Annotated in this window: 28 protein-coding genes and 2 pseudogenes; 19 read left to right on the top strand and 11 right to left on the bottom strand. The window is 44.4% G+C overall.

Annotated features, from left to right (window positions below):
- Positions 1–83 precede the first annotated feature (83 nt).
- The 4 genes from ABE28_RS23195 to ABE28_RS23180 all read left to right on the top strand — a co-directional run bounded on the left by ABE28_RS23195 (position 84) and on the right by ABE28_RS23180 (position 4,100).
- Complete coding sequence (locus tag ABE28_RS23195) at positions 84–953, top strand: Cof-type HAD-IIB family hydrolase (protein WP_064467054.1); 870 nt, start codon at positions 84–86, stop codon at positions 951–953.
- Positions 954–979: 26 nt separating this feature from the next.
- Positions 980–2,074: a PQQ-dependent sugar dehydrogenase gene (locus ABE28_RS23190; protein WP_064467055.1), complete on the top strand. Its 1,095-nt coding sequence runs from the start codon at positions 980–982 to the stop codon at positions 2,072–2,074.
- An 87-nt stretch (positions 2,075–2,161) separates the two neighbouring features.
- Positions 2,162–2,878, top strand: coding sequence for a MarR family winged helix-turn-helix transcriptional regulator (locus tag ABE28_RS25365; protein ID WP_156775894.1), 717 nt, complete (start codon positions 2,162–2,164; stop codon positions 2,876–2,878).
- A 16-nt stretch (positions 2,879–2,894) separates the two neighbouring features.
- A complete protein-coding gene (locus ABE28_RS23180) occupies positions 2,895–4,100 on the top strand; it encodes an MFS transporter (RefSeq protein ID WP_064467057.1) in 1,206 nt (401 codons plus the stop codon).
- Positions 4,101–4,249: 149 nt separating this feature from the next.
- On the opposite strand, the gene bshB2 is transcribed toward ABE28_RS23180, so the two are convergent.
- The 3 genes from bshB2 to pdxK form a co-directional block, all read right to left on the bottom strand.
- Positions 4,250–4,915 (bottom strand): bacillithiol biosynthesis deacetylase BshB2, encoded by a 666-nt coding sequence (gene bshB2 / locus ABE28_RS23175; RefSeq protein WP_064467058.1) that lies wholly within the window; start codon positions 4,913–4,915, stop codon positions 4,250–4,252.
- Positions 4,916–4,999: 84 nt separating this feature from the next.
- Complete coding sequence (locus tag ABE28_RS23170; protein ID WP_064467059.1) at positions 5,000–5,347, bottom strand: YojF family protein; 348 nt, start codon at positions 5,345–5,347, stop codon at positions 5,000–5,002.
- Positions 5,348–5,471: 124 nt separating this feature from the next.
- Positions 5,472–6,299 (bottom strand): pyridoxine/pyridoxal/pyridoxamine kinase, encoded by an 828-nt coding sequence (pdxK, locus tag ABE28_RS23165; RefSeq protein ID WP_180319973.1) that lies wholly within the window; start codon positions 6,297–6,299, stop codon positions 5,472–5,474.
- A gap of 337 nt (positions 6,300–6,636) precedes the next feature.
- Here pdxK and mobA point away from each other — a divergent pair, with 337 nt between their 5' ends.
- From mobA to ABE28_RS23145, 4 genes are read left to right on the top strand one after another with little or no spacing between them, the layout of a single operon-like run.
- A complete protein-coding gene (mobA, locus tag ABE28_RS23160) occupies positions 6,637–7,272 on the top strand; it encodes a molybdenum cofactor guanylyltransferase (RefSeq protein WP_064467060.1) in 636 nt (211 codons plus the stop codon).
- On the top strand, positions 7,262–7,726 hold the full coding sequence (locus ABE28_RS23155) for a molybdenum cofactor biosynthesis protein MoaE (protein WP_064467061.1): 465 nt from the start codon (positions 7,262–7,264) through the stop codon (positions 7,724–7,726). Before mobA ends, ABE28_RS23155 begins: the two co-directional genes overlap by 11 nt.
- Complete coding sequence (moaD, locus tag ABE28_RS23150) at positions 7,719–7,952, top strand: molybdopterin converting factor subunit 1 (protein ID WP_064467062.1); 234 nt, start codon at positions 7,719–7,721, stop codon at positions 7,950–7,952. Before ABE28_RS23155 ends, moaD begins: the two co-directional genes overlap by 8 nt.
- Before the next feature lie 23 nt (positions 7,953–7,975).
- Entirely contained in the window at positions 7,976–8,995 is a 1,020-nt protein-coding gene (locus tag ABE28_RS23145; protein WP_064467301.1) for a MoeB/ThiF family adenylyltransferase, read from the top strand.
- Between the two features lie 77 nt (positions 8,996–9,072).
- Here the strand turns inward: ABE28_RS23145 and ABE28_RS23140 are convergent, their stop codons facing one another.
- Together ABE28_RS23140 and ABE28_RS23135 are read right to left on the bottom strand one after the other, a co-directional pair.
- On the bottom strand, positions 9,073–9,393 hold the full coding sequence (locus ABE28_RS23140) for a YflT domain-containing protein (protein ID WP_064467063.1): 321 nt from the start codon (positions 9,391–9,393) through the stop codon (positions 9,073–9,075).
- Positions 9,394–9,519: 126 nt separating this feature from the next.
- Entirely contained in the window at positions 9,520–10,953 is a 1,434-nt protein-coding gene (locus ABE28_RS23135) for a phospholipase D family protein (RefSeq protein ID WP_064467064.1), read from the bottom strand.
- A 151-nt stretch (positions 10,954–11,104) separates the two neighbouring features.
- On the opposite strand from ABE28_RS23135, the gene ABE28_RS23130 reads away from it, so the two are divergent.
- From ABE28_RS23130 to ABE28_RS23120, 3 genes are all read left to right on the top strand, one after another.
- On the top strand, positions 11,105–11,779 hold the full coding sequence (locus ABE28_RS23130; RefSeq protein WP_064467065.1) for a uracil-DNA glycosylase: 675 nt from the start codon (positions 11,105–11,107) through the stop codon (positions 11,777–11,779).
- Positions 11,780–12,058: 279 nt separating this feature from the next.
- Entirely contained in the window at positions 12,059–12,316 is a 258-nt protein-coding gene (locus ABE28_RS23125) for a YwdI family protein (RefSeq protein ID WP_064467302.1), read from the top strand.
- 26 nt (positions 12,317–12,342) lie between these two features.
- The gene (locus ABE28_RS23120) at positions 12,343–12,711 is read left to right on the top strand and encodes a DUF423 domain-containing protein (protein ID WP_064467066.1); all 369 of its coding nucleotides are present in this window, start codon (positions 12,343–12,345) and stop codon (positions 12,709–12,711) included.
- An 83-nt stretch (positions 12,712–12,794) separates the two neighbouring features.
- Here ABE28_RS23120 and gerQ read toward each other — a convergent pair whose 3' ends face one another.
- Positions 12,795–13,322 (bottom strand): spore coat protein GerQ, encoded by a 528-nt coding sequence (gerQ, locus tag ABE28_RS25910; protein WP_064467067.1) that lies wholly within the window; start codon positions 13,320–13,322, stop codon positions 12,795–12,797.
- A gap of 360 nt (positions 13,323–13,682) precedes the next feature.
- The gene (gene hemQ, locus ABE28_RS23110; RefSeq protein WP_064467068.1) at positions 13,683–14,432 is read right to left on the bottom strand and encodes a hydrogen peroxide-dependent heme synthase; all 750 of its coding nucleotides are present in this window, start codon (positions 14,430–14,432) and stop codon (positions 13,683–13,685) included.
- A 222-nt stretch (positions 14,433–14,654) separates the two neighbouring features.
- Here hemQ and pta point away from each other — a divergent pair, with 222 nt between their 5' ends.
- Together pta and ABE28_RS23100 are read left to right on the top strand one after the other, a co-directional pair.
- Positions 14,655–15,641: a phosphate acetyltransferase gene (pta, locus tag ABE28_RS23105; protein WP_064467069.1), complete on the top strand. Its 987-nt coding sequence runs from the start codon at positions 14,655–14,657 to the stop codon at positions 15,639–15,641.
- A gap of 35 nt (positions 15,642–15,676) precedes the next feature.
- Entirely contained in the window at positions 15,677–16,525 is an 849-nt protein-coding gene (locus ABE28_RS23100; RefSeq protein ID WP_064467070.1) for an octanoyl-[GcvH]:protein N-octanoyltransferase, read from the top strand.
- 186 nt (positions 16,526–16,711) lie between these two features.
- Here ABE28_RS23100 and ABE28_RS26160 read toward each other — a convergent pair.
- A pseudogene (locus tag ABE28_RS26160) lies at positions 16,712–17,011 on the bottom strand (Prespore-specific transcriptional regulator RsfA); the annotation flags it as partial.
- 167 nt (positions 17,012–17,178) lie between these two features.
- Positions 17,179–17,458: pseudogene (locus ABE28_RS26155) on the bottom strand (RsfA family transcriptional regulator); the annotation flags it as partial.
- A 279-nt stretch (positions 17,459–17,737) separates the two neighbouring features.
- Between ABE28_RS26155 and ABE28_RS23090 the strand changes: the two are divergent.
- The 3 genes from ABE28_RS23090 (at position 17,738) to ABE28_RS23080 (ending at position 20,032) form a co-directional block, all read left to right on the top strand.
- Positions 17,738–17,959 carry a YuzB family protein gene (locus tag ABE28_RS23090; protein WP_064467072.1) on the top strand — a complete coding sequence of 74 codons (222 nt, stop codon included), beginning with the start codon at positions 17,738–17,740 and terminating at the stop codon, positions 17,957–17,959.
- 223 nt (positions 17,960–18,182) lie between these two features.
- Entirely contained in the window at positions 18,183–19,490 is a 1,308-nt protein-coding gene (locus tag ABE28_RS23085) for an HD domain-containing protein (protein WP_064467073.1), read from the top strand.
- A gap of 32 nt (positions 19,491–19,522) precedes the next feature.
- Positions 19,523–20,032, top strand: a complete 510-nt coding sequence (locus ABE28_RS23080) for a YwgA family protein (RefSeq protein WP_064467074.1) — start codon at positions 19,523–19,525, stop codon at positions 20,030–20,032.
- A 583-nt stretch (positions 20,033–20,615) separates the two neighbouring features.
- Here ABE28_RS23080 and ABE28_RS23075 read toward each other — a convergent pair.
- Positions 20,616–20,801 carry a 2-hydroxymuconate tautomerase gene (locus ABE28_RS23075; RefSeq protein ID WP_034315897.1) on the bottom strand — a complete coding sequence of 62 codons (186 nt, stop codon included), beginning with the start codon at positions 20,799–20,801 and terminating at the stop codon, positions 20,616–20,618.
- 136 nt (positions 20,802–20,937) lie between these two features.
- Here ABE28_RS23075 and ABE28_RS23070 point away from each other — a divergent pair, with 136 nt between their 5' ends.
- Both ABE28_RS23070 and ABE28_RS23065 read left to right on the top strand, forming a co-directional pair.
- A complete protein-coding gene (locus ABE28_RS23070) occupies positions 20,938–21,603 on the top strand; it encodes a site-2 protease family protein (RefSeq protein WP_064467075.1) in 666 nt (221 codons plus the stop codon).
- Between the two features lie 41 nt (positions 21,604–21,644).
- Positions 21,645–22,154, top strand: coding sequence for a YwhD family protein (locus ABE28_RS23065; protein ID WP_064467076.1), 510 nt, complete (start codon positions 21,645–21,647; stop codon positions 22,152–22,154).
- A 148-nt stretch (positions 22,155–22,302) separates the two neighbouring features.
- On the opposite strand, the gene ABE28_RS23060 is transcribed toward ABE28_RS23065, so the two are convergent.
- A complete protein-coding gene (locus tag ABE28_RS23060; RefSeq protein ID WP_064467077.1) occupies positions 22,303–24,372 on the bottom strand; it encodes a transglycosylase domain-containing protein in 2,070 nt (689 codons plus the stop codon).
- Between the two features lie 207 nt (positions 24,373–24,579).
- On the opposite strand from ABE28_RS23060, the gene speE reads away from it, so the two are divergent.
- Complete coding sequence (gene speE / locus ABE28_RS23055; protein ID WP_061141311.1) at positions 24,580–25,407, top strand: spermidine synthase; 828 nt, start codon at positions 24,580–24,582, stop codon at positions 25,405–25,407.
- Positions 25,408–25,412 lie beyond the last annotated feature (5 nt).

Here is a 25,412-nt window from a genome sequence, read left to right as displayed (position 1 = left end):
TTCGCTGTAAGTTTGTAAAACGTGTTTATCCACGCTCTTTCGGTTAAAATAGGGATTAACTTGTAAAAAAGGAGCCGGTTAAATTGATAAAGACGATTGCGATTGACATGGACGGAACATTACTAAACAAAATGCAAGAGGTGAGTGAAGAAAATAAAGAGGCGATCCAGAGGGCGCAAAGAGAAGGTGTGGAAGTGATCATCGCCACTGGGAGATCATACGTCGAGGCAAGGTTCGCTTTAGATGAAGCGAATATCGATTGCCCTGTCATCTCTGTAAATGGGGCAGCTTTGTTTACCGAGGACGGAAAGATCGCCGCTTCGAATCCAATGTCTGCTGCCACTGCAAAAATGGTGGCTGAATTCCTTGAGGAACAAGGTATTTATTTCGAAATTTATACGAGCCAGGGGATTTATTCCAAGGATTATGAAAAATCGATCTCCGTTTTGGTGGACATATTCGTAACAGCCAATCCCGAGATGGATGCCGAGAGAATGAGGAAATTCGCAGAGGAGCGATTGCAGCTTGGCCAGGTAACTTCGATCTCCGACTATTCCGAGTTATTCAGCCTTTCGAATGTGGAATATTATAAAATCCTCAGCTTCTCAAAAGATTTAAATTTATTGAATCAAGTTGCTTCAAAATTGAACGGGCAAGGTGGAGTCACCGTCACCTCATCAGGTCGTGAAAATGTCGAAATCATGAGTACGGAAGCCCAAAAAGGTACGGCGCTCGAAGCATATGTGAAGGGAAAATCCGGCTCCATGCAGGAAACGATGGCTATCGGTGATAATTATAATGATGTATCCATGTTTGAACGGGTAGGCTTGGCGGTTGCGATGGGAAATGCCCCGCTCGATATTCAGGAACTGTGTGATGAAGTGACAGGCAAGAATGATGAATCAGGTGTAGCGCAGGCAATTTTGAAGGTACTCAAGCAGTCAGCCTATTAAACTTTTGAACAAAGGGGGAACGGCGTTTGAAACGATGGCTTCTATTTTTCCTTATGGCTGCATTGATTTTGACTGGTTGTAACGGTAAAGAAGAGGACAGTAAAACCGGGCCAAAGCCTGATAAAGAAGTGGCGGGGGCTTTAGGTGATCCGAAGGTACTGGTGACGAATCTGCATTCTCCATGGTCGATTCAGAAGGATGGGGACACGATGTATGTTTCAGAGCGGACAGGGTCCATCGTGGAATGGGACAAGGGCAAGCTGACACGCCAACCGGTCGAGCTTAAGAAGACATTGTCTTCAAAAGCCGAAGCCGGGTTGCTTGGGTTTGCATTAACGCCGGACTTTTCCGAAAGCAGGCGGGCTTATGCCTATTATACATACGAAGGAGGCAGCGGGAAATCCATCAACCGGATCGTCTCATTGCAAAAGGTCGATGATGGATGGCGGGAGCGTGAAACGTTAATCGATGGAATACCAAGCGGTGACTTCCATCATGGCGGCCGCCTCAAGCTTGGTCCCGATGGTTCGTTATACGCAACGACAGGGGATGCAAAAAAACCGGAAATCGCTCAAAAGATTGATTCATTAGGCGGAAAGATATTGCGCATGAACCTAGACGGCACGATTCCGAAAGATAATCCTTTCGGTAATTCTTACGTCTATTCATACGGCCATCGCAATCCGCAAGGACTGGCCTGGGATGATGCCGGGACGTTATACGAAAGTGAGCACGGCGACTCCGCTCATGATGAAATAAATGAAATCGATCCAGGCAAAAACTATGGCTGGCCAGAAATTGAAGGTGATCAGCAAAAACCGGATATGATTAAACCTTTGACCCACTCAGGCGAAAACACGTGGGCCCCTTCCGGACTGGCCCATTTTGATGGGAAGCTATACATCGCAGCCTTAAGAGGTGAATCGCTTAAGCAGTATGATATTCAGAGCCGAGAAATGGCTGATATCTTCACAAATGCCGGGCGGATTCGCGACGTGTACGTAGATGAAGAATTCCTTTACTTTATTAGCAACAATACGGATGGACGAGGTAATCCTGATGAAAAAGATGATAAGCTATACCGGCTGCCCCTATCCCGGTTAAAAGGAAATATGCCGTAAAGCAATCATGTTCCGCTAATGGATGGATGCATAACTACACCAATTTTATCGCAATGCCCTTAAGCCCTTGCCTAAAAGCGAGGGCCTTTGCTGCTGCAAAAAGTCGTGAAAGAAAGTGTAAAGGCCGAATTGGCGAGTAAAGTCGTGAAATTAGCGAGTAAAGTTACCGAATTGGCGAGTAAAAGCCCGAAACTGGCGAGTAAAGTTGCCAAATTCGCGAGTAAAAGCCCGAAAACCACCACCCAAACTAATTCATCAGTATCTCACCACAAATCTGCTGTAAAGAAATGTTCAAGGCTCGAATTCTTCTTCCAAGGTCTGGACATAAGTAAAGAAATATTGTATAGTTACCTAGGTAACTATTTTACAGGGGGAATATCTATGTCCTTTCACAATGGTTTTTTTCATCATAATTTACAATTTTCCAGGACATTTACAAAAAAGTTAAATGAGCAGTTGGCCAAGGTTGATCTTTTTCATTCTCAGTGGTTGATTGTTTATTATTTGAATCAATATGGTTGTTCAACGCTTGTGGAAATATGCAGCTATCTCGATGTGGAGAAGCCGACGGTGACACGGACGGTGAATCGTTTGGAGGAGCGCGAGTTAATCGAGCAAGTCCCCGGGAAAGATAAGCGTGAACGGAGAATTCAGTTAACGGAGTCAGGTGTCCGGACTTTCCAAGAGGCCAAAAGAGTGGTGGAGGATTTTGAGCACCAATTAATGAGCGGTTTGGCCGAAGAGGATTTTGAGGTCACGCAACGAACCTTGATTTTCTTGAAGGAAAAATTAAAACAATCGTAAGGAAGAAGGAGTTTAGATGAATCACAAACCGAAGTTGTGGACGAAAGATTTTTTGATTGTATCGTCTGCGAACTTTTTTCTCTTTTTAACATTTTATGTATTGATGGTGACGTTGACCATTTACACGATCGATCATTTTCATGCGTCACAGGCGCAGGCGGGACTTGCTTCAAGTATCTTTGTTCTTGGGGCTGTACTTGTCAGACCGATTGCCGGGAAGAAAATTGACCAGATCGGCCGCAGAAAAATGCTTTTTGGTTCCTTGATTTTATTTTTGTTAGCCTCGATTGGCTATTTCATGGTCAATGATTTGTTTCTTTTATTGATCGATCGGCTTATTCACGGTTTTGCTTTTGGTCTTGCGACGACTGCAACCGGAACGATTGCTGCAGATATCATCCCGAATGAAAGGCGCGGGGAGGGGACAGGTTATTTTGCGATGAGTACAAACTTGGCCATGGCATTCGGACCGTTTATCGGTTTGCTCATCACCCAGCATTTTAGTTATTCAATCATCTTCTATGCTGCCTCTGTGTTTGCCGCCTTTGCTTTGGTTGCGTCATTATTCATGAAAGTGCCAGAAGGGGAAAAGGGCAAAGCTTCATCACGAAAAGGCTTTAAGATCAGTGATTACTTTGAAAAAAGTGCCCTGCCAATAGCCATTTTCATCGGATTTGCCGGATTTACTTACTCGAGCATCTTGTCTTATTTGACATCGTTTGCAAAGGAAATGAATTTGATGGATGCGGCGAGCTTTTTCTTCGTCGTATTTGCGGTATTCCTTTTGGCGTCTCGGCCTTTTACAGGACGGATGTTTGATGTGAAGGGGGAAAATGCGGTGATTTATCCGGCGTTGATTTTTTACGCCGTCGGTATGGTCATCCTCAGCCAATCGCATCATGGTATCACGCTCCTGATAGCCGGAGCCTTTATCGGTGTGGGATATGGTACGTTCCAATCAAGCTGCCAAGCGATTTCCATCAAGGAATCTCCATCAAACCGGATGGGATTGGCGACGTCGACGTTTTTCACCATGTATGATTTTGGGATTGGGGTTGGCCCGTTCCTATTGGGATTCCTAATTCCATTTACCGGATTCAAAGGGTTATTCATAGGCATGTCGATTTTTTCTTTCATTCTTATCGGAATTTATTTCTTGGTGCATGGTAAAAAAGCTTCGATGAGAAAGAAAATGCAACCGGAAGAGCGCATGTCCGCTTAAATCTTGTATTATCTGTATAAAATCTTAAAATGGGGGAATGCTTGTTATATGATTGATTTTCCAAAGTATCCCCCTTTTCTCCGCCTGTATATCACAGGCGTTTTTTTTTATGCCAAAATCAAAAAAAAACCGCCTAATTGGCGGTTGCGTTAAAATTTATAGGTCCATAAGCGTTCCTTGCGGATCCACTCAAGGAAATCGGCATCCTGATTTTCGAACTTTTCCTTCCAATCAAGCACCATTGCTTCGGTTTGGGAACGGTGAGCCGTAACGGCGGCAACTTTTTTCTCTTCGACCGCAGTAATATCATGGATGATGTCAGGTTGCCCTAATTCCTGAATGCAGTTATTGGAGAATGCGACACAATGAAGTTTTGGACGTTCCTTTTCCTCGATTCTTTCCACGGCACGAACCACGGCCCTTGCTGTCGCTTCATGGTCTGGATGGACGCTGTATCCTGGGTAAAACGTAATGATCAATGATGGATTCAATTCATTGATGGCAGCGGTGAATATGGATGTCAGCTTTTCATCATCCTCGAATTCGATCGTCTTATCACGCAAGCCGAGCATGCGTAAGTCTTCAATGCCAATCGCATTTGCTGCATCGATCAATTCCTTTTTCCGGATTTTGGGGAGCGATTCTCTTGTTGCGAATGGCGGATTTCCTAGATTACGTCCCATTTCTCCTAGTGTTAAACATAAATAGGTAACAGGTGTGCCCGCTTCTCTATGGATGGCAACCGTACCGGAAACCGAGAAGGCTTCATCATCGGGATGTGGGAAAATGACTAAAACATGACGTTCTTTTTCCAAGGTATATTTCTCCTTCCGTTTACTTACATTGAGTATGGTTAAAGATAAGTGGGAATTATTATCGGAATTAAAGGTATGCCAGGATTATTCAAAGGGTGTGGGACTGAGCTGCATGGAGACGGCAAGCTTTCCGGAGAAATCAAGGCCTGCCACTAGCAATCTTCCTTGATCATCCACTTCGAAGTGGTTTACGCCTTCTGCATATACCCAGCCGATATTGAGCTTCAAGCCGATTCGATAGGGGCCGTCCCCAACGATCTTGCCATGCTCATATTGTATAAAAGCATTACGAATATAAGCACCTGCCGAAAAGAAAGCTTCATCTACATGAGTGGCATAGGCACCATTTGTCGTTTCCAGGTGAAGATATACATCTTGTCCGGCGAAAGAATCGATAGCATTTTGCACCTCTGTACGGTCTATAGGTTTCATTCTATAATTTCCTCCTTAACTGGGCGGTTAGATAAGCTTTTCCTTCTTCCCATTTTACTAAATAAAATCAAAAAAAGCGAAAAAGGCCGCTCGATGAATTGGAGCGGCCAATAAAGTTGATGTTTTATTTTTGAGTGTTTTGGGCAATTCCGTATTTATGGTATGCACCATGATTGACGGGACCTACATAGTCATTCATCTTCCAGGAATGGCGAACCGCTTCGGTAATGAAATCTTTTGCGATATGGATAGCCTCACGCGGGCTTTTTCCTTCAGCCAATTGCGCTGTGATGGCCGCAGAAGATGAACATCCGGCGCCATGCGTATTGGTTGTTTCGATTTTCTCGGATTCAAGGATCTCGAATTCTTTTCCATCATATAAAAGGTCGATGGCTTTATCAAAATCAAGCTTATTTCCACCCTTGATCAAGACATATTTTGCTCCTAGTGCATGAATCTTTTCGGCTGCAGCCTTCATATCATCAATCGTCTTGATAGGTGCCGTTCCTGCCAACTGAGCAGCTTCGAAAAGGTTAGGGGTAACCACCGTTGCACGTGGGACAAGTAAATCACGCAGAGCTACAGCTGTTTCTGGATGCAATACTTCATCTTCACCTTTACATACCATAACTGGGTCGATTACGACTTTGTCCAATTTCAATTCGTCTATTTTACGGGCAACCAGTTCAATGATTTCCACCGATCCGAGCATTCCCGTTTTCATGGCATCAATGCCGATTGATAGAATCGTTTCGATTTGGGCCTCCAAAACCTCCACTGGTGTAGGAAATACGTTATGGGACCAGCCATTCTTAGGGTCCATCGACACGATTGTCGTTAAAGCGGACATACCGTAAACGCCGAATTCTTGAAATGTCTTTAAATCAGCTTGAAGACCTGCTCCGCCGCTGGAGTCAGATCCAGCAACTGTCATAGCTCTTTTCATAGTCATTATGTGACCTCCTCGGGAGAATTAATTATCGATATTATCATCATACCAGGTAATATCCTATTTTTAGAATATACCAAAATTTATTTTATGTAAAACGTTGTTGTTTCATCTATACGCTGGGGCTTATGGGCATTTTTCAGAAGCGGATCATTTGATGTGCTGCAGCAATTCGTTATTCGGAAACACGGATTACAGGAGGTGACCGATTTAATATATGGTGTCATTATTAACGAAGTTGCTTTAAACTATTTACATACGAAGAAGGAATTTTGGAATACATAGTAGTTATAGCATTACCGATGCATGCTCGATTAAACCGAAAAAGGGAGGAGATCTGATGGAATCGACGATGTTGCTTCTAGCTGGCGGGAAATCAAGCCGAATGGGTGTAAATAAGGCTTTATTGAGGATAGGTGACGAGGTGAACATTTCAAGAGTGGCATCCGAGCTGGCAAAAGTGTCCCAAGACGTTTTGATCATTACGAATACATTTGATGATTATCGCTTTTTACAACTTCCGTTAGTTGCTGATTTACATAAAGATCATGGGCCCCTTGGCGGATTGCATGCGGGGCTGACCGCCTCAAAAACGAACCTGCACTTCCTTACAGCCTGTGACATGCCCTTTGTCAGTGCAGCGGCCATCAATGAGATAATCGGCAATTATCAGCCTGCGTTCGATGCAGTCATTCCAGAGATAAATGGGAGGATTCAGCCTCTCTTTGCTGTTTATCATAAAAGCTGCCTTCCTGTTCTGGCGGAGTGTTTAATGAGACAGGAATTAAAAATGAGCCATTTTTTGGACAAGCTTGCGGTGAAAATCATAAAAGAAAATGACTTCAAGCTATATCATGATGATCCTGAATATTTCCAGCATCTATTCTTCAATATGAATACGATGGAAGACTATCAAGAAGCAATCCATATTAACCAAAAGGGATTGCATATAAAGGATGGTGGACATGAATTATAACCTATCAAAAGAGCCGATCGTCATCCAGGATGTGATTGATAAAGTAGTTAAACGAAATGCAGGGGCCATCACGACCTTTATTGGGACGGTGCGGGAATTGACCAAGGGGAAAAAAACGCTATTCTTGGTTTACGAGGCATATGAACCGATGGCAATCAAGAAATTAGCGCAAATCGGAGCGGAAATCAAGGTTCGGTGGCCTGAAGCGGAAACGGCGATCACCCATCGTGTAGGTAAACTGGACATTACGGATATTGCTGTCGTCATTGCCGTTAGTACGCCGCATCGAAATGATGCATATGAGGCAAATCGGTATGCAATTGAAAGAATTAAAGAAATTGTCCCGATCTGGAAAAAGGAACATTGGGAAGATGGGGAGACGTGGATCGGGAATCAGTTGGAAACCGTTTCATATCCAACCGGAAAACCGAAGGAGGTGGATATCCATGATTAAAGTACTCTTATTTGCCCAATTAAGAGATGAATCAGGAAAAGAGGCTATTTCCATAGAAGGAAATGGGTGGAGTGTGGCTGAGTTGAAAGGGAAAATGGAGGCGGAATATCAATTGGGAGGCCTCGAAACAGTGATGACGGCGGTCAATGAAGAATTCGCCGATGATAACACGATTCTTTCAGATGGTGATACAGTGGCCTTCATTCCACCTGTAAGCGGAGGCTGAGCGAATTGGAGAGAGTCGACGAATTGAAAGAACGACATTCCAGGCAGATCTTATTTGCCCCGATTGGTGAGACGGGCCAATTGAAAATAAGGAGGAAGCATGTCTTGATTCTGGGGGCAGGGGCTTTGGGAGCTGCAAATGCCGAGGCCCTCACCCGTGCGGGAGTAGGGAAGCTAACCATCGTGGATCGGGATTATGTGGAGCTTAGTAATTTACAGCGCCAGCAAATGTATACAGAACGGGATGTCGAAGAGAGGCTGCCAAAGGCTGAAGCCGCAAAGCGTCATATACGTGAAATCGATCATGGGGTGCAAGTGAACGCCGTCATCATGGATGCAACTGCGCAAAACTTGGAACGGCAGCTTGATGCTGTTGATTTGATACTGGATGCAACCGATAACTTCGAAACACGGATGATCATCAATGACCTGTCCCAAAAGCTTCATATTCCATGGATTTATGGGGCTTGCGTCGGCAGCGTCGGCATGACCTTGCCGATCGTTCCCGGACAAACGCCTTGCTTGCACTGCTTGCTTAAAACGATTCCCATTCAAGGCATGACCTGTGACACAGGCGGAATCATATCACCGGCGGTAACGATGGTAGCTGCGCATCAAACGGCGGAGGCCTTGAAAATCCTTACTGAAGATTGGGGAGCGGTTCGACCAGCGCTCGTTATATTCGATCTGTGGCGGAATCAATATCAATCGGTAAAATTAACAAAAGCGAAAACGAAAGATTGCCTCTCTTGCGGTGAGCAGAGGTCGTATCCCTTTTTAACTAGGGAAAACGCAACGAAAACAGCGATCCTTTGCGGTAGGGACACTGTACAGGTCAGGCCGCCCAGGCCCGTCAAGCTGCAGCTCGAGAAGCTGGCGAAGGATCTGATCGGAAGCGGCTATGTAGTGACATTCAATCCTTTTCTAGTCTCCTGTGAAAAGGATGGAGAGCGGATTGTCATTTTCGAGGATGGCAGGGCGCTGATACATGGCACGAAGGATATGATCCAAGCAAAGGCAATGTATCAAAGTATACTAGGATAATGATTTGCAAAAAAAACGGGACCCGTAAATGGGTCCCGTTTGATATATAGGGTAATGGTTTACCTCATGTCAGTGAATTATTTCGAAGCGACGATGACGACTTTGCCCTCATCAAGCACTTCCTCATAGCGTTCTGCTTCCATGTCAGTAAGTCCTAGATTGCTCATTCGGTTACGAAGCTCATCTCCGCGTGATTTGAATAGATTGCCGATCGTATCAAGGAAGCCTTGTTCCTTCATTCCCACATCTTCTGTATGCGTATTCTCGGTTAGGTGCTTCGAACGGGTTTTATCGTGAGCGAACAAATAAACATCGTCCTTCGTATATCCTGAAGTAACTAACTCGTCAATTTTTTCCTTTGCTTGTAAACCGTTTTCTACTACATGTACTTGATACATATAAACTCCTCCTTGAATTTCAATGTAAGATTAGGTAATTGGAATCTTGTTTATCGTGATTGTTAATTAGCTATAGTAGTATATAACCTTATTTAGGAGAACCTAAACATCTTATAACAAAATAATTTAATAAGTGGTGAAGCGAAACACCTTCTGGATGCGGTATGTTAAATATTTGAAAACGGGAAGATTCTTCTGATATTCACTATAGTCGGCAGTGTATGTTCCGTTGCGATTTGTCCACAGCCTTTGAAAATAATCAGCGACATCATAAGAAATGTCCGCATCATTTGGTGCATGGATTTCAACATTCGCTTCAAGGTTAAAGTCATCGAGATTACGTGAGGTGTAATTGGCTGACCCGCCAAGAACGATCGTTTCTTTTTCTTTTTTTATCATCATCAACTTTGTATGAAATTGTTCTTTATCGGTTTTGTACCAGCGGATCGAAATGTTTTCATCTCCCAATTTTTCAAATTCGGCGGCAACAGGAAGGTTGGGCAGACCGATTTTTTCACTTCCGAAGGCATTCTGATTCGGGTCCAGGATCATTTGGATTTTCACGCCCCGTCTAGCTGCATCCGTCAACGCTTCGACCACTTCACGGTCGGCGATGTAAAACATGGCAAGGTGGATTTTGTCCCCTTTCCTGGTATCGTTAATCGCTTTAAGTACATGCGTATTGATTTTTCCTTCCGTAAGCAATTGTACCGAGATCGGTCCTCTATCCTCAGTCGTCTCGTTGAACTCCGGGAATGTCTTTGGACCACCGGAGAAATTCGAAGCCGCTTCTTCCGCTTTAATGAAATCATCGATGATATTCCCCTTCATCTGAAACGCGATATTGGAATGGAAGCCGCTCGCGTCATGGGGATTGGCAGATGAGATGATTGCCGTTTTTTCGGTGGCGACCACTTTCCTGTGATTGGCTTTAATATTCATCAGTCTAAGGTAAGAACGAATGGTTACCTTTGGTGCAGTCTTGGCCATTGGATTGACGATCCAGCCTTTCCCCTGTTCGCCAAACCATTGGAAAAAGGTCCGGTACACACCGGAATAGAGAGGGTTGGGGTCGCGAAGCCGGTCTAAATTGGTCACGACGACATCGATCCCATTTTGCTTCAAGGTTTCAAGCGCCTCCAGCTCGTATGCATTATAGGAAGTATTCACTTCATCGGTAATGAATATCACCTGAAGTCCGGGTTTCTTTTTCTTTTGGGCAACCAGTTCATCCGTCAGCGTTTTGGTTAGCTTAGGGAAGTTTATCTTTTCATCGTAAAAATCATTGAACAAAAACATATCGATTATGATATAAGAGTCGGCCTCTTCGATGGCTTCATTGATGGTTTGAAAAATGCGCTGCTCATGTTTAAGGTTCCCTTGTTCATCGTGATAGGAAAGATCATAGATGAAATCGACATCCTCGACGTGATGAACCTTCCCTTCATAGGAAATGCCTTTGGGAAGTGGCTTGTAGCTGTTATAGACGATCACTGCTGTCACGACGAGCAAAATGCCGACAAGCAGGTAAAATCGTTTTCTTTTGTACCATTTTTTCATAGGGAATCCTCCAACATGGTTTAATTGCTTGCTAACTATCTATCTATCTTCCCACATAAGGGGTATAAAGAAACATATATCGTGGTCTATCGAAAAGGGATGGCCGAACGTTTGTTATAATATAGGTTAAAAGAAGAGAGGGGCTGTGCCTATGGTAAAGCAGATATTGACAAATGATTGGTGGCCTCTATTGAAAGAGGAATTCAAAAAAGAATATTACCGGGAGCTAAGGGAATTCATAAAGCGAGAGTATGAAGAGCAAGTCATTCATCCGGATCAGGATGATATTTTCAATGCCCTTCATTATACGCCTTATGAAAGCGTAAAGGTGGTCATCCTTGGGCAGGATCCTTACCATGGGCCCGATCAAGCGCACGGCCTCAGCTTTTCCGTTAAACCTGAGGTGCGCATTCCGCCTTCATTAAGAAATATCTTTAAGGAGCTGCATGCTGATTTAGGTTCTGATATTCCCAATGATGGATACCTTGTTGAATGGGCTAAGCAAGGGGTGCTTCTCTTGAATGCCGTCTTGACTGTCCGTGAAGGAGAAGCGCATTCACACCGCGGAAAAGGGTGGGAAATTTTCACTAATCAAATCATCCGCCTGCTGAATGAGCGGCAGAAACCGATCGTTTTCATCCTATGGGGAAAACCTGCCCAAACGAAAATCCCTTTGATTGATGTAAGCCGCCATAAAATCATTACATCCGTTCATCCTAGTCCGCTTTCGGCATCCCGTGGTTTCTTTGGCAGCAAACCGTTTTCCAAAACCAATCAATTTCTAATGGATATGGGGGAATCGACCATTGACTGGGAAATCTCATGAGCGATGATTCGAAAAGGAATGTGAAGCGGGTGAATTGCATGGCGTGCCGTCATTTTTACGTCACTTGGGATCCCAACTTTCCAAAAGGGTGCCGCTCTTTCCAATTCAAAACGGCAAACCTGCCTTCTCTTGATGTTTTTAGATCCTCGGGACAGTCATGCCTCGAATTTACAGCCAAGAAAAATATGAAGTAGAGGGTTTTGCAAAGGTGTTTTCTTGCTTGATTTTTGCTATGCTAGTGATGAAAGTTTTGACCTGTATATGGACGAGGTGGTAAATTTGGATATTTCTTCAATAAAAATGCTCGATAAAATCGAAGAACTTGCTTCGAAGGCAAAGCAGGCAAATTCAGAGGATAAGGTTCAGGGTTATGTCATTGCCATTAAAGCCTTATGTGAAGTAATGGTTGATGAAAAAGCGGGAAGCGTCGGCATATCGAAGCCAATCGCATTGTCCCAGCCCATCATGTCGGCCACTCCCAATGTAGAGCCGGTTAAAATGGATGAAGCCAATGGGGAGTCTTTATTCGATTTTTAAAAGTAGCGAAGGGAAGCGAAATAATAGTGAAACTGTTCATCATTTTAGGCGCAATCAATGGGTTCATTGCTGTCGCACTAGGCGCATTCGGTGCACATGGGCTCGAAGGGAAGATTCCCGATAAATACTTGGAAACATGGCAAACGGCCGTTCAATATCAAATGTTCCATGCGGTAGGTTTGTTGGTGATCGGTTTATTGGCAGGGAAAATTTCAAGCCCGCTAATCAACTGGTCCGGCTGGCTGATGTTAATAGGGATCATCCTGTTTTCCGGAAGCCTGTTCGTCCTGAGCGTTACACAGATCAAGGTGTTGGGGGCCATCACACCGCTTGGCGGAGTGTCGTTCCTGACGGCTTGGGTATTGATGATCATTGCTGCCTATAAGTACTTGTAGGTGCGGGATTTAGTCACATTTCCATAAAGAAGGGCCTCAAAATCAATGCGATTCTGAGGCCTTTTTTTATCATTTCATATCATTCACCTTGGCGAATAGGTGGCAAGCCCAGCGCCGCCGCCAAATGGATAGTCGTATTCAATTTCTTCATCAAAGGTAATATAGTCCAAGTAGACCATCGGGATTAAATACCGTTTGCCGGTTTGAGGATCGCTTATGATCAGGTGGTCCCGCCCTGCAGCCTCGATGATTCCTTTGAAGATCTTTGCATTCCATTCTTTATTATTTTCAAACGTCGTATAAACAGTCGCCAACTTCCCTTTGTTCAAGCGCAAGATGTTTTCGATGTATGATGCTTCGACTGGAAGCATGCCTGGAACCTGTGGACCGGGTGTCGATTGATTCATGGGCATCGGGATCTGCTGCGGGGTGCCAGCGATCGTTGGCTGCTGTGGCTGGTATGCTGGCTGTTGATATGCTTGTTGCTGCTGCCCATATGACTGCTGCTGCTGGTAAGGTACCTGCTGCCGCTGGCTCGACTCATTGTTTTCATTCGGGTAATAAGGACTTCCTCCATAAGGGTAGTTACCATAAGGATTATTCTGTGACATTGCATTCCCTCCTAAAATTCAAGGCATTTTGATTTTGGTGGTTAAACGCCGAGTACTTAAAGCAAATGTGGGATTTTTATAGCGACCGGTCCTGACCTTCCCCGGCTGCTTAAAAAACCACAATGAATTGTAAGCTTAAGTAACATTGCCTTTCCTCGTTTAAGCGGGTAAAGTCATATCCGCTATACGGCTAATAATAAATGACACCTTACTGGATTTAGGCGTACCTTTTCCGAAAACGTTTGAATGAGGCGGTGAAAATCACATTCATCACTATTGAAAATGTATGGGGTGAATGTTGGATTTATTCCATAGCTGGGGAAAATAAAAAAAGCTTCCGGAAGCGGAAGCTAAAGTGTCTTATACGTAGAGGAAAGAGGCTATGTTTTCTTCAGGCAGGATATTGCCTACAAAGAAAGAGCCGAACGCAGCGTAACGGGCGCTCACTTCATCAAAACGCATTTCATAAATCAATTTCTTGAATTGAAGGACATCATCTGCGAAGAGGGTTACGCCCCATTCATAGTCGTCAAAACCGACAGAACCGGAAATGATTTGTTTTACCTTGCCAGCATAACTGCGGCCAATCAAGCCATGTGAACGCATCAAGCCTTTGCGTTCTTCCATGGAAAGCATATACCAGTTATCATCGCCTTCACGACGCTTGTCCATTGGATAGAAGCAAACATGTTTTGATTTTGGCAGGATTGGATACAGTCTGGAACGTACATGAGGGTTCTGATAAGGGTCCTCACCATCTCCGCCTGCTAGATAATTGCTTAGCTCCACAACTGAAACGTATGAATAAGCGGGAATGGAATATTCGGCAAGCTTCGTTTTATTGAATTCGTTTTCGATTGCATTCAATTCTTCCATTGTCGGGCGGGCAAACATGAGCATGAAATCCGCTTTCTGGCCAACGATGGAATAGAGGGCATGGCTGCCTTCGTTGTCGCTTTGTGTCATATTCCATTTCTCAAGTAATCCTTGGAACTCCGAAATGGCTAGTTGGCGTTCGTCGCTTGATAACGTTTTCCAAGAAGCCCAATCGATCAGGCGGAAATCATGTAGACAATACCAGCCGTCCAGTGTTTGTGCTGCTTCACTCATTACGATCACTCCTAAGTCTTATTATAGCTTTAATATAACATAGTTTAAGTATAAGGAAATATAGTTCAACCCGCAAACGTCGTCGCCGTTTTTGATATGGAGATGTGGCTGGAATTTACGGGGCTGCTGGAGTATTCTAAAAAAGGCAGGATAGGGAAGCACGGTTAAATGGTTAAAAATTGTACAATCAGGGGAAACGTATCTAAAAAGGAGGAAGAGCCAGTGAGCAATTTATTTGAAATGTTGGAATCGAAAGTTATGGGGCATAATTTAAAGATCGTATTTCCAGAGGGTTTGGATGAACGGATTTTGGGAGCTGCAGGCAGGCTTGCAAAATCTAAACTAGTTACACCCGTATTGATCGGGGATATTGAATTGATTTCCGAAAAGGCAAAGGAATTGAAAATCGCCCTTGATGCAGTCGAAATATATGATCCGAAGAATTATATCATGATGGATGAAATGGTGGAAGCGTTTGTAAAGGTCCGTGCAGGTAAAGCGACAGTCGAACAAGCACGTGAAATGTTGATGGATGAGAACTATTTTGGAACGATGCTCGTCCACATGAAACTGGCACATGGAATGGTGAGCGGTGCGACTCATTCGACGGCCGATACGGTCCGTCCGGCACTGCAGATCATTAAGACAAAGCCAGGCGTCCAAAAGACCTCTGGAGTCTTCATCATGGTCCGTGGTGAAGAAAGGTTCGTGTTCGCGGATTGTGCGATCAATATAAACCCCAATTCCCAGGATCTTGCGGAAATTGCCATCGAAAGTGCAAAGACTGCACAAATGTTCGATATTGAACCTCGTGTGGCATTGCTGAGTTTTTCGACGAAGGGATCTGCCGTTTCGCCAGAGACACAGAAGGTCGTCGATGCCGTCAATTTAGCAAAAGAAATCGATCCCGAGATCATCCTGGACGGTGAATTCCAGTTTGATGCGGCGTTCGTTCCTTCCGTGGCAAGACAAAAAGCACCTGATTCCCTAATTCAAGGAGATGCCAATGTGTTCATTTTCCCAAGTCTCGAAGCGGGGAACATCAGCTATAAGATGGTTCAGCGTTTAGGCGGCTTCGAAGCGGTCGGCCCGATCCTTCAAGGTCTGAACCGGCCCGTGAACGATCTATCAAGGGGATGCAATGAAGAGGACGTATATAAACTGGCCGTCATTACAGCGGCGCAGGGGTTTGTGGCCCAGTACCAATAAGCGGTACCTTAGATAACACGTAAAGGGAGATTCATATGAGTGAAACAGGTTCATTATTAATGCAGCAAGAGTGGCGGGTGATTGATCAATCTTCCGTTGGTCCCCAGTTCCCAGCTCTAGAATCCTTTGCAATGGATGATACATTATGTGCATCCGTCGGTTCAGGTAAATCAGTGGCCGTGGCAAGGGCGTGGGTGCACCATCGAACCGTCGTCATGGGCATCCAGGACACGAAGTTGCCTTTTCTTAAGAAGGGCTTGAACCATTTAGAGGAACACGGTTTTCAGGCCATTGTCCGCAATTCTGGCGGGCTGGCCGTCGTATTGGACGAGGGGGTCCTTAATCTCTCGCTCATTTTCCCTGAAAACGAGCAAAAAATTGAAATCAATCGTGGCTATGATGCGATGTGGGAGCTTGTTCAATTGATGTTCGCCGATTTCCCGGGCAAGATGGAGGCAAGGGAGATCGTCGGCTCCTATTGCCCGGGAAGTTATGATTTAAGCATAAATGGACAAAAATTTGCTGGCATATCCCAACGCAGGATCCGCAATGGGGTAGCGGTGCAAATCTATTTATGCGTCAATGGAAGCGGGGCTGGACGCGCCAGTCTCGTCAAAGGTTTTTATGAGGCAGCTAAAGCCGATGCGGAAACGAAATTCACTTATCCCGATATCGTCCCTTCTGTAATGGCGTCCCTCTCGGAATTGCTGGATGTACATTTGAGCGTCCAGGACGTGATGCTCAGGTTCCTTCATGTACTGAAGGATCACAGCGGAAGGATATTCTCGGACACGCTTTCCCCAGAGGAATGGCCGCTATATGAAGCGTACTTGACAAGAGTGATAGAACGAAATGATAAAGTGTTTGCTGCCTTGAATGTTTGAATGTGGAAGCCGTTCCTGTAAGTGCAGGAACGGCTTTGTCCACTTCATACAATTTTAGCATTCACTGAAACTGTGATAGCGACAAAGAAAAAAAGAGCCTTGTTCCTGACTCCTTTTTTCAATCTATATGAAGGTGAATCGGCCATCATCATGTGGTCGAGCGAATATGCACTCCACATTATTTCATTACTCAGCCATTTTTTCCAAATTTCCATTTCGATCCATCTTGAACTTCGTCGCCGGGCGCTCCTCTTCCTCTAACAAGACGAGTTTTCTGGCCCGGTTCATGATATTCATCAAAGTCTCATAATCTTCCTGCATCAAACCGCTATTTTGTTCGAGATGGCTGATTTTATTCTCCAAATCTTCATTACGCTTTTTCAGCCCCTTGATTTCAAGCTTCAATCTTTCATTTTCGGTTTTTAATACCTCGCCTTGTAGCGTACGCCCATTCATAGATTCCAAATAGGCGATGACGGAATCAAGGTTCAGGGACCTTTCCATCGTTACTGGCGTGTTCTGGACCTTAGGCGTCAAAGCTTCAGCCACTACGAATTCCTCAGCCGCTTCATAACTGCTAGCATCGGCTTCCCTTTCCAACTCTAGGTCCTCTTCTTGTGCTTGAGGAACCATTATGTCGGAAATGGTAGGGGTCGGCGGTGTATAAAGAAGCCGTTTTTTCGCTGCTTGATCCTTTCCGAGGATCCGTTGCCGCTGCTTCCGCTGTTTCTTGGCAAGGGACAGCGCTTTATCATAATTATGGCGGACCACCGCATTCCAGCGGAATCCACAGGCGGCAGAGGTGCGATTCAACTTATCCCCTACCTCTTCAAAAGCATTCAGCTGTGTGCTTCCTTCCCGCACATGGCGTAATACCGTTTCTGCCAAAAGTAAATCATCTTCTTCTGTCCAGGCATCTTGACGAACCTTCATTTCTACATACTCCCTTTCTGGTAACTTTTATAATGAATAACTATATAAAATATCGTGTGGCCATGTTTTAAGCTGTGTTCTACTAGCATTTTGCACAAATTATGGATTTTTTATACAAAAAGGTTGAAAGGATACTAGTTTTTTGATTGATTGCCTCTTTTCCAATCCCTTTCGCTCGTCAAGTCCACTTGATATTCATAGGTAGAAGGGGTAAAATACCTTTTAGTCATATCATTGGATTGAAAAGTAGTTTGTGATGGGAAGGATGGTGACCGGAGGATGTCCAATGAATTCAGAGTGTGCGATGATTGCTTGGCGGTGAATATCAAGACGTTGGTCCCCCGTCTCGAAAAGCTTGATCCAGACGCGAAAATTGAAGTGGGCTGCCAATCCTATTGCGGTCCAGGCAGGAAGAAATCGTTTGCCTTTGTCAATAACCGTCCAGTTGCTGCACCGACAGAAGACGAGTTATTGGAGAAAATCAATAAAAAACTAAAGTAGTATCCAATATGGATCGCTTTTTAATAAATGGAACAGGCTGACATCACCCAGATGGAAACACACTGCGGTGATTTTTTATTTCCTTATTTTTTTGGGGAAACCAGAAGGGTTCTTCCGTTTTCTTACAGAATGCCCCTGCTTGCTAGTAAGGGGAACGTTAGGGTTTTTTGTCAAAACGCGCTATAATGGATGCATCGAGAATATGAAAAAAAGAGGGTAGTTCATGGAATATTCGGGCGAAAAATTACAAGAAGAAAAAGTATTCAAGGACCCGGTGCACCGTTATATACATGTTCGTGACCGGGTTATATGGGATTTGATCGGGACGAAGGAATTCCAGCGCCTTAGAAGGATCAAACAGCTGGGTACGACGTATTTAACCTTTCATGGTGCGGAGCATAGTCGTCTAAGCCATTCGCTTGGAGTTTATGAGATTGTCCGGAGAATCGTCGATGACGTTTTCGAGGGAAGGCCGGAATGGAAGCCCGAGGAGCGTTTACTATCATTGTGTGCGGCCCTGCTGCATGATTTGGGTCATGGTCCTTTCTCTCATTCTTTTGAAAAGGTGTTTGACCTCGACCATGAGCAATTCACCCAACGGATAATCGTCGGCGATACGGAAGTGAATAAGATCCTGCTTAAGGTAGGCTGTGATTTCCCTAAAAAAGTGGCAGAGGTCATCGCAAAAACCTATAAAGGCAAATTAGTAGTCAGCCTGATATCCAGTCAGATCGATGCCGATAGAATGGACTATTTACAGCGTGATGCTTACTTTACCGGCGTAAGCTATGGTCACTTCGATATGGAAAGGCTCCTTCGGGTCATGAGGCCCAGGGAAGAGCATGCCGTGATCAAACAAAGCGGGATGCATGCAGTGGAAGATTATATCATGAGCCGCTACCAAATGTATTGGCAGGTTTATTTCCATCCAGTCACGAGGAGTGCGGAGGTCATTCTCACTAAGATTTTACATAGGGCGAAGCATTTATATGAGGGCGGTTATGAGTTTGCCCAGGAACCGCACCATTTTTATTCATTGTTCAAGGAGGAAGTGACCTTAGCTGACTATTTGAAAATGGATGAAGCGGTGATGCTCTATTATTTCGAGGCGTGGGAAGAGGAAGACGATGCGATACTAAAAGATTTATGCACGCGCTTCGTTAACCGGAAGCTATTCAAATATGTGGAATTCCATCCTTCGAACAGTCAGATGAACAGATTGATGGAGTTAAGGACGCTTTTCAAGAAGGCCGGAATCGATCCCGATTATTATCTTGTCGTCGATTCTTCATCAGATCTGCCGTATGATTTTTACCGGCCGGGTGAGGAAGAGGAGAGACTGCCGATTCACTTGCTGAAAAATAACGGGGAAATTCGGGAGTTGTCGCGTGAATCCGAAATCGTCGATGCCATTTCCGGAAAAAGAAGGACCGATCATAAGCTGTATTATCCAGCAGATATATTGCGTGATGAATCGACGAAGAAGAATATAAAAAAACAGATTCGTGAGCTTTTGGAGCTATCGGATTGAAGTGGTACATTTTTGGTGAGGAGTGACGAGCCTTGTTTAAGGATCATGCAAACATTATCAATGCAATTTCTACTGCCGGTGAAATCTCGGGGCGGAAAAAATTACAAAAAATCGTGTATATCGCGAAAAAGCTTTCGTTTCCGTTTCATGAGAAGTTTCAATTTCATTTTTATGGGCCATATTCGGAGGAACTGACACTTAGGATTGAAGAGCTTTGCGAAATGGGCTACTTGAATGAGGTAAGGGAAAAAAAGGCAGGCTATTATCAATATTGCTATTCAATAACCGATGCGGGCCAGGACTTCCTATCGATACAGGAAGTGGAAATGCCTGCCCTTGAGGCATGCTTACTTGATATGAATGAACGGAATGCCCGATTTTTGGAGCTTGTTTCAACCGTGTTATACTTCGACACGCTAGAAAAAGAGGAAGTCACCGAAAAGATTTTCACGTTGAAAAGCAAACAGAAATACACACCGGAAGAAATTGATGAAGCATATGAATATATTGAGCAGCTAAAAACAAAAGCTAAGCCCAATTGAGGAAAAGCAATAAAACTGGGCAACATGAAGAAAAGGCTGTCTGTATCTTGCAGGCGGCTTCTTTTTTAGGTTCCATTGCATGAATGATGATCATTTACTCTGCAGACTTTTGATACGGGTTGGTATAGTAGAATCTTTGATCCGAATGATTTAATAACTCTCTCATAAAATAAACGAAAGCGTTTTTGTCATGTAGCCTATTAAGACTTATTGGATTCTTCATAGGCTAAAATTTATCGTCTGTTCAACATTTTGGGAAATGGAATTTCTATCTAAATGTTAAAACTGAGTGGATTAAATCAGGCTCCATCATCATTTTCACTCAGAGTGGATTGGAACGGAGGGTGCGAGGCTCCTGCGGGAAATGCGTGTATACGTGAGACCCCGCAGGCTAAAAGCCGAGAAGGCTCACGGACCGCCTGCAGTGAAAAGGAACGGTCAATATACAGCTTCTCCTAGTCCAATCGACGTGTTTTCCCCTATGTTAAACAAAAGTGCCCTGCAGGATGGATCTTTTTTCAAAGGGTCCATCCTGCAGGGTACATTTTAAATGAATGACTTAGCTTTCCCCGTTATGTAAATCTCATAGGTCGCTTTTGCGGACACCGGCTACTGCCAAGTGGTTTTTTGACATTTCTTCGATGAAAATCGTCACGGCTTCTGCTGGTGCTCCGGTCGTTTCCGTAACCGCCGCGGTCACCTTTTCGACTAAAGCTTTTTTTTGTTCATCCGTACGGCCTTCAAGCATTTTGACTGTTACATATGGCATCATGATCCTCCCTTTCGTTCTTACCTTGTAGTGTTTCACAACGAAAAAAGAATTGCAAGACACGGAAGTCAGAGTTTTTTTCACTTCTTGGTCTTTTGAGGTATACTAACGATATTATATATTGGGGGAGAAGCTATTGGATCAATTAGAAAGGTTTTTGGCTTATGATTTGGATGAACTTCCATATGTCATTGTGTCATTGTTGATCGCATTTACGGTTCATGAATTTTCACATGCGTATGTCGCCTATAAGTTTGGTGACCCGACTGCAAAGAATGAAGGACGAGTGACGTTGAATCCGATATCCCACTTGGATCCGATCGGGACTTTGCTCATATTGATTGCCGGGTTTGGTTGGGCAAGGCCAGTCCCGGTCAATCGGTTTCATTTCAAGAATCCGAAGTTGGCGGGAGTGCTCGTCTCTTTTGCCGGCCCTTTCAGTAACCTGATCATTGCCATCTTGGGATTTTTGATTTTTTACGGGTTGCTTGCAGCAGGTGCTGGACCTGATTTGCCTTTTTTCGTCCAGCCCTTCTTGAATGTGCTCATAAATTTGAATGTCCTTTTATTCGTATTCAACCTGATACCGCTGCCGCCGCTCGATGGTTACCGGATCATCCAGGATCTCGTTTCAGCGGACTTGCGGGCAAAGATGACCCAGTATGAACAGTATGGGTCGCTGATTTTTTTGATTTTGATCATCACACCGCTAAGCCACTATACGATCAGGCCGATTTTGGATACGGGTATAAATTTTGTAGGAGGCACCTTGAGTCAATTTCTTTCACTTTTGTTTTTTTAACCGATAAAGAATGACAAACCATAAAAAAGGGGGATGTAAACATGGAAGAACAACCAAAGAAAAAGGTAGGCTTCAATATCATCAAAAATGATCCTACTGAAGGTCATGGCGGATATGGAACCGGGGTATTGACCCTTGATAATATTTCACCGATCATCATCGATGTCGATGCAGGTGAAGCAGAGGTGGATATCGGTGCGATGCATGCGAGAAGTGTCGTGGAAAAGGGAATCAAATTTTTAAAGACGAAAGAAGAGGTTCCGAATGCAAAGCCTTACTGGCTTGTTTGGGTGACGATTGAAGCTACTCAAAACGGTCCTCACTATGCTGGTGTGACTGCCTGTGAAATGATGGTCGACCGTTCAATCAGACGTGGCTACAAATCCCTTCCGGAGCACGTTAACCGGATGGATAAATCGCTTAAACGCCATATCATCGTCGAGGAAATGGATGATAAATCAAAACGTGTACTGGCAGACTTCCTGAAGCACCATGATGCAGGAATGTGGGAACGTTCTTCAGCGAAGCTTAAGGAGTCATTGACGGTTTAAATGTGTTTTACACGCTGATTTATGAAGTTTAGTGAAAATTGCACTTGTGGGAAACGGATAAAATCAGTAAACTTAAAGACAGCAGTTTAGACACTGTGGAACTAGGACAGAAAAAACCCGAAGCCGCTTGCGGTTTCGGGTTTTTTCGTTAATGCCAAGGCTTCAGTACCTTTTTGTACCATGGTGTCTTTTTTTGCTCAGGTTCGTCTGGGAGATGTGTAGGTTTTTCTCCTCTAAAGTGCTCTGCACAATATTCGACCGGTTCAGTACCTTTTACATAATAAGTCAATCTTGAGACAGGGCAATCCTTTGTTGCCAATTTACCGCTGGCAGGATTCACGTTGACCCCGATTACGTTCTTTGTTTCCTTGAATGATTTGGCCGGTGTTCCCTGCAGGCCCTTTTCCATATAAGCCGCCCATATTTTCTTTGCATAGCTTTTTTCTGCTGGGTTCTCGATTTTTTTACCTTGGTCAAAGCCAGTCCAGACTCCTGCCACAAGTTTTGGCGTATATCCGATCATCCAGCTATCTGTCGGGGTGGAGCCGGATTTACCGGCATACGGGCGGGTCAGCTGTGAGCTGATGGTGCTGCCGGTAACTTTCGTATAGCCATTTAAGGTTTCATCGAAAACCCCGGTGAGCATCTGTGTCATGACGAACGCTTTATCCGCGTCGAGGATTTGCTCCGATTTCTTATTTTGCGCAAAAATGACTTCCCCTTTTTGGTTTTCAACCTTTTTGATGAAAACGGGCTTGACCTTCTTACCGCCGTTAGCGAGAATGCTGTAGGCATTGACCATTTCTATCGCCCGCACACCGGAGGTACCGAGTGCCAGCGATGGTACGGCAGCCATTTTCGCCGTTATGCCAAACCGATGCGCCGTATCGACCAAGGTCTTCTCCCCAAGGAACAAGTGTGTTTTTACGGCGAAGATGTTATCCGAAAGAGCGATGGCCTGGGCCATCGTGATTTCACCGTCAGCATATTGATGGTTATAATTATGCGGTGTATAAGATGAATGACCATCATCGAAGGAAAATGTGGTCGTCTCGCTTTTTAATGTGGTCGATGGTGTGAAACCGTTCTCCAGCGCTGCATAATAAAGTAATGGCTTCATGGTCGAGCCCGGCTGGCGGACGGCCTGTGTAGCCCTGTTGAATGGTGACTCTGCATAATTCCGTCCACCGACCAATGCCCGGACTTCGCCTGTGGACGGATCCATTGCCACGATCGAGGCTTGAATGCCTGAAGAATCGGGTATCGTAGCGGAAACAACCTCTTCGGCAGCGTCCTGCTGGGATTCGTCGAGTGTGGTATATACCTTTAGGCCGCCGAGCTCGATCGTCCTGTCATTTAAATGAAGCTGTGATTTCAAAGCCTGCTTGACCGCATCCTGGAAATAGGGAGCGGTTTTATGGGTGACCGTTCCATGCTCGCCTTTTAAGGAAAGAGGGGCTTGCTGGGCTTCGGTGATATTTTTTTCTGAAATGTAGCTTTGGTTTTTCATGGCAAGCAGGACAACCTTCTGCCTCGATTTTGCTTTTTCAAGGTTATCCAATGGTGAATAATTGGAGGGCCCTTTAGGTATCCCCGCCAGCATGCTGGCCTCAGCCAGGGTTAGATCCAGTGCATCCTTGCCAAAGTAATACTGGCTTGCAGCCTGGGCCCCATATGCACCATGCCCATAGTAAATCGTATTTAAATAACCTTCGAGGATTTCCTTTTTGGTATAGTTCATTTCCAAACGTATAGTATAAAAGGCTTCATTAAACTTTCGAGACCACGTTTTATCATGACCGAGGAACAAGTTCCGTGCATACTGCTGGGTTATCGTGCTCGCACCCTGAACCTTGGACATGGCTCGGATGTCGGCAAGAATCGCCCCGCCGATCCGCTTTATATCAAATCCATTATGAGTGTAAAATTGGCGGTCCTCGACAGCTACAGTTGCTTTGATGAGCTGAGGTGAAATGGCATCCATCCCGACCCAATAGCGTTTCTGGCCATTATCCGTTTCTCCGATCACATTTCCATCAGCACTATAATAGAGAGTGGACTGTGGGACCACCAATGGCGGCGGTCCTAATATTTTTGCATACATCAGTAAAGAGAGAAGCAATACAAAGAGTATGATGAGCCCGATTGTGGTAAGGATAATGATGGCCCGTACGTATTTAGTCGTCCTTTTAAATCGTTCGCTTGGAATCAATTCCATTGCTTTCACCTCTCTTATCGTATAAGAATCTAGTATCTATTACTATTATGGAAAAAAAAGAAATTTTTAAACATAAGAAAGCCATTTAGGAAATTTATCTTGCAATTCTGCTAGATTCGTCTATAATTTTTCTAGCTAATGACTATACCGAATTTGGGGAACCTATTAGGTGACTGATAATATGAAATGGAAAAGGAGCGTTAATAAATGAGCATTTGGTTTACTGAAAAACAAACAGAGAATTTTGGTATTACGATGAAAGTGAATCGTACTTTACATACGGAGCAGACTGAGTTTCAAAAGCTGGATATGATTGAAACGGAAGAGTGGGGCAATATGCTATTGCTGGATGACATGGTCATGACTTCACAGCGCGATGAGTTCGTTTACCATGAAATGGTAGCCCATGTTCCTTTATTCACTCATCCTAATCCAGAAAACGTTTTGGTTGTAGGCGGAGGGGACGGAGGAGTCATCCGTGAGATCCTTAAACACCCAAGCGTAAAAAAAGCCACTCTAGTTGATATCGATGGGAAAGTCATCGAATACTCGAAGAAGTTCTTGCCTGAGATTGCCGGCATGCTGGAGGATCCACGTGTGGACGTGCAAGTGGGGGATGGCTTCATGCACATCGCCAAAAGTGAAAATGAATATGATGTGATCATGGTCGATTCGACTGAACCTGTCGGACCTGCTGTCAATTTATTCACGAAAGGTTTTTATGCGGGGATTTCCAAGGCGTTGAAAGAAGATGGGATTTTTGTGGCACAATCCGATAATCCTTGGTTCAAAGCCGATTTAATTCGTGATGTACAACGTGATGTGAAAGAAATATTCCCGATTACCAGCCTTTACTTAGCGAATATCCCGACGTATCCGAGCGGCCTTTGGGCGTTTACGATCGGATCGAAAAAATATAATCCATTGGAAGTGGCGGAAGAGCGCTTCCACGAAATCGAAACGAAATATTATACAAAAGAACTTCATCAAGCAGCTTTCGTACTGCCTAAATTCGTTCAAGATTTAGTGAAATAAGGAGG

Source organism: Peribacillus muralis (genome assembly GCF_001645685.2).
GTDB classification, from domain to species: Bacteria; Bacillota; Bacilli; order Bacillales; family DSM-1321; genus Peribacillus; species Peribacillus muralis_A.
This window is presented reverse-complemented; position numbering and strand designations above follow the sequence as displayed.

Bases quoted from the DNA above. Each gene is read 5' to 3' on its own strand.
- ABE28_RS23180 (WP_064467057.1), top strand. From the start codon at position 2,895: ATGAATCACAAACCGAAGTTGTGGACGAAAGATTTTTTGATTGTATCG.
- ABE28_RS23170 (WP_064467059.1), bottom strand. From the start codon at position 5,347: ATGAAACCTATAGACCGTACAGAGGTGCAAAATGCTATCGATTCTTTC.
- pdxK (WP_180319973.1), bottom strand. From the start codon at position 6,299: ATGACTATGAAAAGAGCTATGACAGTTGCTGGATCTGACTCCAGCGGC.
- mobA (WP_064467060.1), top strand. From the start codon at position 6,637: ATGGAATCGACGATGTTGCTTCTAGCTGGCGGGAAATCAAGCCGAATG.
- ABE28_RS23155 (WP_064467061.1), top strand. From the start codon at position 7,262: ATGAATTATAACCTATCAAAAGAGCCGATCGTCATCCAGGATGTGATT.
- moaD (WP_064467062.1), top strand. From the start codon at position 7,719: ATGATTAAAGTACTCTTATTTGCCCAATTAAGAGATGAATCAGGAAAA.
- ABE28_RS23140 (WP_064467063.1), bottom strand. From the start codon at position 9,393: ATGTATCAAGTACATGTAGTAGAAAACGGTTTACAAGCAAAGGAAAAA.
- ABE28_RS23135 (WP_064467064.1), bottom strand. From the start codon at position 10,953: ATGAAAAAATGGTACAAAAGAAAACGATTTTACCTGCTTGTCGGCATT.
- ABE28_RS23130 (WP_064467065.1), top strand. From the start codon at position 11,105: ATGGTAAAGCAGATATTGACAAATGATTGGTGGCCTCTATTGAAAGAG.
- gerQ (WP_064467067.1), bottom strand. From the start codon at position 13,322: ATGTCACAGAATAATCCTTATGGTAACTACCCTTATGGAGGAAGTCCT.
- hemQ (WP_064467068.1), bottom strand. From the start codon at position 14,432: ATGAGTGAAGCAGCACAAACACTGGACGGCTGGTATTGTCTACATGAT.
- ABE28_RS23100 (WP_064467070.1), top strand. From the start codon at position 15,677: ATGAGTGAAACAGGTTCATTATTAATGCAGCAAGAGTGGCGGGTGATT.
- ABE28_RS23090 (WP_064467072.1), top strand. From the start codon at position 17,738: ATGTCCAATGAATTCAGAGTGTGCGATGATTGCTTGGCGGTGAATATC.
- ABE28_RS23085 (WP_064467073.1), top strand. From the start codon at position 18,183: ATGGAATATTCGGGCGAAAAATTACAAGAAGAAAAAGTATTCAAGGAC.
- ABE28_RS23075 (WP_034315897.1), bottom strand. From the start codon at position 20,801: ATGCCATATGTAACAGTCAAAATGCTTGAAGGCCGTACGGATGAACAA.
- ABE28_RS23065 (WP_064467076.1), top strand. From the start codon at position 21,645: ATGGAAGAACAACCAAAGAAAAAGGTAGGCTTCAATATCATCAAAAAT.
- ABE28_RS23060 (WP_064467077.1), bottom strand. From the start codon at position 24,372: ATGGAATTGATTCCAAGCGAACGATTTAAAAGGACGACTAAATACGTA.
- speE (WP_061141311.1), top strand. From the start codon at position 24,580: ATGAGCATTTGGTTTACTGAAAAACAAACAGAGAATTTTGGTATTACG.